Below are 7,559 nucleotides of genomic sequence, written 5' to 3' on the forward strand. Positions count from 1 at the left end.
CCTTTCTCAGATGTCTTATAAGCGCGACAATGTATATTATGTCAACTGTCTGGCGTGGCTTCCTCCGGCTGCTGGCCTGGGTGCAAACCCTCTTCACCCTTTGCGTACCCTCAATTCTGCGGATGCGACCCCGTCGAGGGCACTGTAGAACTGCTCCATCAGGTCGTTCGTTTCGGCGAACTGAGCTTGGAACAGGGAGAAGAGAGCCATGTCCGCGTTTGCTGAGTCTGACGTGTACTCCGCTCTTGGGCGGGGCACATCATGAGCTGGCGCTGTGCGGTCGTGTCATCCGATGCGAGCATGACAGCTGCCATCGCCGACACACTGCGCACGGACCGATCCCTTGAGGTGGGTTGCTATGCGCAGCCGGCCGGGCTGCCTGTCGGCCTGAACGGCATCGTGCTGGTCGCCCAGGAAGCCAGCCCCCAGCTGGCCTGCGAACAGATCCGGCTGCTGCGCAGCGAACACCCGAGCGTTGCCCTGTTTGTTGCCACCCCCCACGTCGGCGCAGAACACCTGGACGCGCTGTTCGACGCCGGCATCTGCGATTTCGTCTCGCTTCCGGTCGCCGAGCAGGAGCTTCTCGCGCGCGTCCACCGTTCTCAGAGCACCCGTCTGCCCGCACCGCCCTCCGACCCGGCGCCCTGTGACAGGCTGCGTTGCTTCATTGGCAGCAGCCCGAACTTTGCACGCCAGATTGCCAAGCTGAAGGTGTTCGCCGCCTGCGATGCGGGCGTCCTCATCATCGGGGAGACGGGCACGGGCAAGGAAATCTGTGCGCAAGCGATGCACTATCTCTCGGCACGGGCCGACAGGCCCTGGGTGGCGGTGAACTGCGGCGCCATCCCGACCGAGCTGATCGAAGACGAATTGTTCGGCCACGTGAAAGGTGCCTACACCACGGCACACGCGTCGCGCTCCGGCCTGGTCAGCGAGGCCGAGGGAGGCACCCTCTTCCTCGACGACATCGACTGCCTGCCATTGGCGGCCCAGGCCAAGCTGCTGCGCTTCCTGCAGGAACGCGAGTACCGCGCGGTCGGCAGCAACAAGGTGCAGCGCGCCGACGTGCGTGTCATTGCGGCGAGCAACCTGCAGCTCTCCCAGCTGGCCATGCGGGGGTTGTTTCGCCAGGACCTGTACTTCAGGCTCAACGTGCTGTCGCTCCATTTGCCCCCGCTGCGCGAGCGCACCGAAGACATCCGCCCGCTCGCGCTCCATTTCATCGAGCGCTTCGCCACGCAGTGCAAGCGACCTCTGAGGGGCTTGTCTCAGATCGCACTGCAGCGGCTCATCAACCACACCTGGCCCGGCAACGTGCGCGAGCTCCAGCACGTGATCGAGCGAGCGGTCCTCCTGGCTCAGAATTCCCTGCTGACGGCCGCCGACATCGAGCTGGGCGACCACTCCCGATCGGCCCTCTCGCCGAATTCCTTCCAGGCCGCCAAGGCGCAGGTGGTGCAGCAATTCGAGCGCGGCTTCATCGAGCAGTTGCTCGCCGAACACGCCGGCAACGTGACGCACGCGGCGCTTGCCGCCCAGAAGAACCGCCGTGCGTTCTTTGCGCTGATGCGCAAGCACAACATCCAACCCCAGCGCTTCCGCCCCTCCCCCGCTTGAGGCGCGGACGGCGCCCCACTCCCGCTCCTCCCTCACCTCGTGCGCGTGCCCTCGCCGTGGTGCGAGTGCGCCGCTGCGGCGGGCGGGTACCCGCTCGTCCGGGCGAACGGGCAGGACATTCCAGAGAACACGTGGACAAACTTGTCCGCCCTCTCGTGCAGCCTGCCGATGCGCCCGGCGCAGCACGCGACGCCGCGGATCGGCAGGACAAATCCATCCTCGTCCTCGAGGCATCGGCCCGTGCGGAGCCAATCAGATCAAGCACTTGCGCACATGCAGGCGGTGGCACATCACTTGCGAAGTCAGACGCAAATGCCACGCGCCTGCCGCCATGCCACATGCCACCGTGAACCCGGCGATCGTGCGGGCGGTGGCGCGCTATCTCAGTGCGAATCCGCTTGCGAGCGACACGTCTCAAGGCATCGCGCAATGGTGGCTGCACGACCGGCGCCATTGGCCCGAGGCCGACGTGCTCATCGCGCTGGAGTGGATGCAACGGTGGCAGCTGCTCGAACGAATCGTCGCCCCGGATGGGCGCGTTCGTTTTCGTCGCGACGCCGCAGTTCCCGACGAGGCATGGCAGCAGCGTCTGCAAGGCGCGCTGCAGACCCTGCCGCCGATTCCTTGACCCCTTCCCTCCCTGGAGCCCGTCATGCCTGAAGTCAAAATGTCAGTCAGCCTCAAGGTCGCCGGTGGTCCCGCGCTGGCGGTCAATTTCGCAGAGAACGTCGAAGCCTACGACGTCATCGAAGTGACCGTGCCACCCGCCACGCCTGAGCTCGAGGTCCAGCTGCAACCTGCCGCGGCGTCACGTGTGAACCTGATGCTGGTCCAGTCCGATCGCTACGGACCCGAGATCACCTACATGGCCAGCGACGGCGCTGCCGATTCCGACCCGGTGACGCTGCACGGGCCACAGCTCTTCGGCCGTGGCGTGCTGTCGCTGTTCGGCCTCGACGTCCTCACCCTGAAGTTCGGCAACGCCCATCCAGCCCCTGCGGCCGGTGCCGCGCCGCTGGCCGCTCGCATCCAGATCGTGGTGGGTCGCGACGCAACGCCCTGACCGCCCCCCACTCTGCCCTTCGACTCCGACGAGGAACCGCCATGCCAAGCTACCTGACCCCCGGCGTCTACATCGAGGAGCTGCCCAGCGGCTCGCGCCCGATCGAGGGCGTCGCCACCTCCACGGCCTGCTTCGTCGGCTACACCGAACGCGGGCCGATCACCGTGCCCACGCTGATCGGCAGCTGGGACGACTACGAGCGCAGCTTCGGAAGCCTGCGCCGGGCCACCACACCCGTGATCGGTTCGGCCGCACCGCTGGGCGACCCGATGGGTCACGCAGTCAGCACCTTCTTCCTCAACGGCGGCGGCAAGGCCTACATCGTGCGCCTGGCCACCAACGCGCTCGCGGCCACGGCCGACATCAACAGCGGCAGCGTGCTGCTCACCGTGACGGCGGCCAACCCCGGCACCTGGGGCAACGGCCTCGTGCTGCGGCTCACCGAACGCACCGAAGGCGGCGCGACGGTGTTCGACGCGCGCGTCGGCCGCGTCGTCAACGGCGATTTCGAGGTGCTGGAGGCGCTGGGGTCGGTGGTGCCGGAAACCGGCCAGGCCAACACCATGGGTGCGGCCCTCGGCGCGGCCTCGAAACTGGTTCGTGTCACCGTGCCGGCCGGTCGCGAAGCCGCCTTGCGCACCCACCTCGAAGCCGCGGTCACCTTCACCGACGTGACCCTGGCCGGCGGCAGCAACGGCACCGCGCCCGGCAGCGACCAGTTCGAGGACGCCTTCGCGGCGCTCTCGCGCGTGCGCGACGTCAACATCCTGCTGTTGCCCGGACAGAGCTGGAGCGCCGCCACCGGCCGCCCGCTGCTCGAGCAGGCGATCGCGCATTGCGAGTCGCAGCGCAACCGCATGCTGATCGTCGACGTGCCGCCCGGACAGGAGCTGGACGACGAGAACGAGGTCAACGCGCTCGACCTGCCGACCTCGACCTACGCCGTCACCTATTACCCGTGGCCGCTGGTGGCCAACCCGTACTACAGCAACGACGTCAACCCGACCACCGGCGCCGGCCCGGCCGAACCGCGCACCGTGCTGGTCTCGCCCTCGGCGATGGCGGCCGGCCTGTGGGCCAAGACCGACACCCGGCGCGGCGTGTGGAAGGCGCCGGCGGGCATCGAGTTCCCGCTGCTGGGCGCCAACGCGCTCGAGTTCACGGTCGACAACACCGAGCAGGACTTCCTCAACCCCGCAGGTGTCAACGCCCTGCGCCGGATGCCGGGATTCGGTCCGGTGGTCTGGGGCACACGCACCCGCTCGACACGCGCCAACCCCGAGTGGCGCTACGTGCCGGTGCGGCGCACCGCGATCTTCATCGAGGAGAGTGTGTTCGGCGGCATCCAGTGGGCGGTGTTCGAGCCCAACGACCACCGCCTGTGGTCTTCGCTGCGCGCCAACATCGAGTCGTTCATGAATGGCCTGTTCCGCGCCGGCGCATTCCAGGGCGAGAAGGCCACCGACGCCTTCTTCGTCAAGTGCGGCCTCGGCCAGACGATGACGCAGGACGACATCGACCGCGGCCAGGTCATCGTGCTCATCGGGTTTGCGCCGCTCAAGCCCGCCGAGTTCGTGATCGTGCGCATCCAGCAGAAGGTCGGCCAGCAGTAAGCCGGCGAACGACGAACAGCAGCCTCAAGGAGAGCGTTCATGGCAGCCCCGATGTTTCCGGTCAACACGCACCGCTACGACCCGTACCGCACCTTCAAATTCCAGGTGCTGATCGACGGCAAACCCGTGGCGGGCCTGAAGAAGATGGGGGCGCTGAAGCGCAAGACCGAACCGATCAAGTGGCGCGCAGCCGGCGACCCGACGCAGGAACGCATCCTGCCCGGCGGCACCAGCTACGAGCCGCTGACGCTCGAGCAGGGGCTGTCGCACGACCCGGTGTTCGAGAACTGGGCCAACCTCGTCAACAACATCACCGGCGATGCCGCGATGTCGCTGAAGAATTTCCGCAAGGACATCATCATCAACGTGCTCAACCTGCAAGGCCAGGTGGCGCTGTCGTACAAGGTGTTCCGCGCCTGGGTCTCGGAGTACCAGGCCGTGCCCGAGATGGATGCCGGCACCATGAACGCGGTCGGCATCCAGACCATGACGCTGCAGCACGAGGGCTGGCAGCGCGACACGGCGGTCGCCGAGCCTGCGGAGACCTGAGCGGCCGGGCCATGAACCATCCGCCCCGCCCTCCCGCGCACAGGCCGCTTCCCGGTGGATTGGGTGGCGGTGATGTCCTGGCGCGCGACTACGCCTTCCGGCCACTCGACGGCACGCTCGAACTGGCGTTGGCCACCGCGGCCGGCGAAGCGCGCCACACACCGGACGCCGTGACGGGTGTGCTGGCGAGCGCGCTGGCCACGCTGGCCGGCGGCGAACCGAGCCGCGAACGCGTGGCGGCCCTGTGCATGGCCGACCGGCAACTGCTGATGCGCGAACTCGAACACCACCTCGGCGTCGCGCAACGCTGGCTCAGTGCCGCCTGTGGCGTCTGCCGCGCGCGCTTCGACCTGCAGATCGATCCGGCCGCGCTGCCGGTCAAGGCGGCTGCCGCCGGTTACCCGCAGGCGCGCATCGCGTGGGATGGCCACGACTACGTGCTGCGCGTGCCCTGCGGCCAGGACCAGGCCTGGCTGGCCGAGACGCATCCGGCCGATGCGGCGCGCGCACTCGCCGCGCGCCTGGTGCAAAGCGTCGACGGTGTGCCGGTGAACGGCTTCGACGCCGCATCACTTCCCGAAGGCTGGTTGCACGCAGTCGACGAAGCCCTCGACGAGATGGCGCCCGCCGTCGCCACGCAGGCGCTGGCCTCGTGTCCCGAATGCGGCCAGGCCAACACCGTGGCGCTCGAGCCCTACGGTGCACTGGCACGCACCGACGCCGATCTGCTCGACGACATCCACCGGCTGGCGAGCCAGTACCACTGGAGCGAGCGCGAGATCCTCGCCTTGCCGCGCGCCCGCCGCAACGACTACCTGCGCCGCATCGACGACGAGCGCGGGTTGACACACTGACGGAGCAGCCGGACATGGGACTGCTTCTCGACACCGTGAACGACGCCTGGCGACCTCTGCCAACCGGCGCGCTCGTGCTGCGTCGCTCCGCCGCGGCCGACCACGACCTGCCGTCGGAAGACGTGGGCAGCTCGGCCGATCCCGGCGCGTTCACGGTCTACCGACTTCAGAAGGAGGGTGGTTCGCCACCCGTGGCGCCGCTGCAGGGGCCTTCCATCCTCGGACAAGGAGCGCCTCACGGTGCAACCGGACCCGAGGGTGTTGTGAATAGCATCGTCCACCCATTGGTTAGCCGAAAGGACGGCCTCGAAAGAGGAGAGAAGATCACGCGAGAAGTTCACGCACAGGATGCTTTGTCGAATCAGCGGTTGGAGTCGTCGTCCGTTTCACCGGGTCTTTCGGGTGCACAGTCTCCCGAGTTTTCCGCTTCGGTTTCGTCTTTGATCGCAACGAGCGATGAAGAAGCTGTACCTGCCGTCACCAACGCGCCTGCTCAACGTAGATACGGAAAAATTGGTGGGAGCCAGGTGGCCCCTGGTGCCCCTTCTGAAGACCTCTCCGGCAAGCCGGCGCATGGGGCGGCCGTCCGCGTCGCGGCAGCCGCCGTTGTCGAAGCGATCGACGCCATCGACGAGGCCGCCCCGGTCGACGCGTTGAACAGCCTCGCGGCGATCGACACCATCGAGTCGCAGGCCGTCACGACGCAGACGGTGTCTCGTGCGGACCGCGCGAAGCCCGAAGCCGGCACCGCTCGCGCCGTGCCGGCGCAGGTGTACGCGCAGCCGCAGCCGCGGTCGCAGCCCGCGAGCCGCGCGCAGACACCGACGACCGCATCCGGACCCCGCGCCGCCATGCGTGCGGACCCGCCCGCCGCCGCCGGACTGCACATCGGCCGCATCGACGTCACCGTGCTCGCCCAGGCGCCGCGCCCGGCCCCGGCGGCGCCGACCAGCCCGCTGCTCGACAGCCAGTTCCTGAGCCGCAACTACCTGCGCAGGACCTGAAGCCATGGCCGTCGGCATCTCCTCTCTTTCCGCCGTCTGCCGCCAGTTCGGCCAGGTGGTGTCGGCCGGCATCAACGACGTGGTCGACAACTCGCGCATCGAGGTGCTGGTCGGCACGCCCGCGGCGGCCGCCACCGCCACCGGCGAAAGCGATGCGGACCACCGGCTCAACCTGTTCTTCTTCCGCTTCGAGCCGTCGGGCTTCTTCCCCGACACCCTGCCCGGCCAGACCTGGCTGTTGCGCATGCACTGCCTGATGACGCCGTTCTGCGCCGACGAGGACAGCATCTCCGCGGGCGAGAACGACCTGCGCGTGATCGGCGACGTGATGCGCCTGCTGCACGAACGTCCGGTCCACCTGGTGACGGTGGAAGACGAATTGTTCGAGGTGCAGTCCGTGTTCTGCACGCTGGGGCTCGATCAGCTCAACCAGCTGTGGTCGACCCAGGGCGACACCGTGTACCGGCCCTCGGCCTTGTTCGAGGTGTCGCTGGCGCCGGTGATCCCGCGGGTGGCCGCGGTGCCGCCGCCGCTGGTCGGCAGCCTGGGTCTCGGCGTGCGTGCCACCCTCGCCGCGCGCCACGGCCTGCCGGCGTCCGGGCAGATCGGCACCCATGTGCCGGTGACGCGGCGCGCCCAGCCCGACACCCGCAGCGGCGAGTGGATCCCGGCCCTGTGCCTGGTGAGCGCAGGCCTGTGCCTGCGCTCGGTGTCGCTGCCGCTCGGCGAACTCGCCGGCTTCGAGCCGCGCGCCTGGGTCGCCGGTTTGCCGGGCGCCGAGGTGTCGCTGCATTGGCAGGTGTGGAGTTCGGTCGACGGTTGGGTGCCCGCCGGCGCGGTGGACGAATTCGCCGTCATC

At 68.3% G+C, this 7,559-nt stretch carries 8 protein-coding genes; all 8 read left to right on the forward strand.

The window, feature by feature from the left end:
* The first annotated feature begins 300 nt into the window (after nucleotides 1–300).
* The gene (locus tag AC1D01_RS14130) at nucleotides 301–1,617 is read left to right on the forward strand and encodes a sigma-54 interaction domain-containing protein (RefSeq protein WP_477867204.1); all 1,317 of its coding nucleotides are present in this window, start codon (nucleotides 301–303) and stop codon (nucleotides 1,615–1,617) included.
* Between the two features lie 346 nt (nucleotides 1,618–1,963).
* A complete protein-coding gene (locus AC1D01_RS14135; protein WP_477867206.1) occupies nucleotides 1,964–2,245 on the forward strand; it encodes a hypothetical protein in 282 nt (93 codons plus the stop codon).
* Nucleotides 2,246–2,269: 24 nt separating this feature from the next.
* Entirely contained in the window at nucleotides 2,270–2,680 is a 411-nt protein-coding gene (locus tag AC1D01_RS14140) for a hypothetical protein (RefSeq protein ID WP_477867208.1), read from the forward strand.
* A 41-nt stretch (nucleotides 2,681–2,721) separates the two neighbouring features.
* Nucleotides 2,722–4,293: a phage tail sheath family protein gene (locus AC1D01_RS14145; protein WP_477867210.1), complete on the forward strand. Its 1,572-nt coding sequence runs from the start codon at nucleotides 2,722–2,724 to the stop codon at nucleotides 4,291–4,293.
* 39 nt (nucleotides 4,294–4,332) lie between these two features.
* The gene (locus AC1D01_RS14150; protein ID WP_477867213.1) at nucleotides 4,333–4,842 is read left to right on the forward strand and encodes a phage tail protein; all 510 of its coding nucleotides are present in this window, start codon (nucleotides 4,333–4,335) and stop codon (nucleotides 4,840–4,842) included.
* Nucleotides 4,843–4,853: 11 nt separating this feature from the next.
* The gene (locus tag AC1D01_RS14155; RefSeq protein ID WP_477867215.1) at nucleotides 4,854–5,696 is read left to right on the forward strand and encodes a hypothetical protein; all 843 of its coding nucleotides are present in this window, start codon (nucleotides 4,854–4,856) and stop codon (nucleotides 5,694–5,696) included.
* 14 nt (nucleotides 5,697–5,710) lie between these two features.
* Nucleotides 5,711–6,700: a hypothetical protein gene (locus AC1D01_RS14160; RefSeq protein WP_477867217.1), complete on the forward strand. Its 990-nt coding sequence runs from the start codon at nucleotides 5,711–5,713 to the stop codon at nucleotides 6,698–6,700.
* A gap of 4 nt (nucleotides 6,701–6,704) precedes the next feature.
* A partial coding sequence (locus AC1D01_RS14165) for a Pvc16 family protein (protein WP_477867219.1) occupies nucleotides 6,705–7,559 on the forward strand: 855 nt, incomplete at its 3' end.

The organism is Rhizobacter sp. P3_B12 (genome assembly GCF_056402895.1).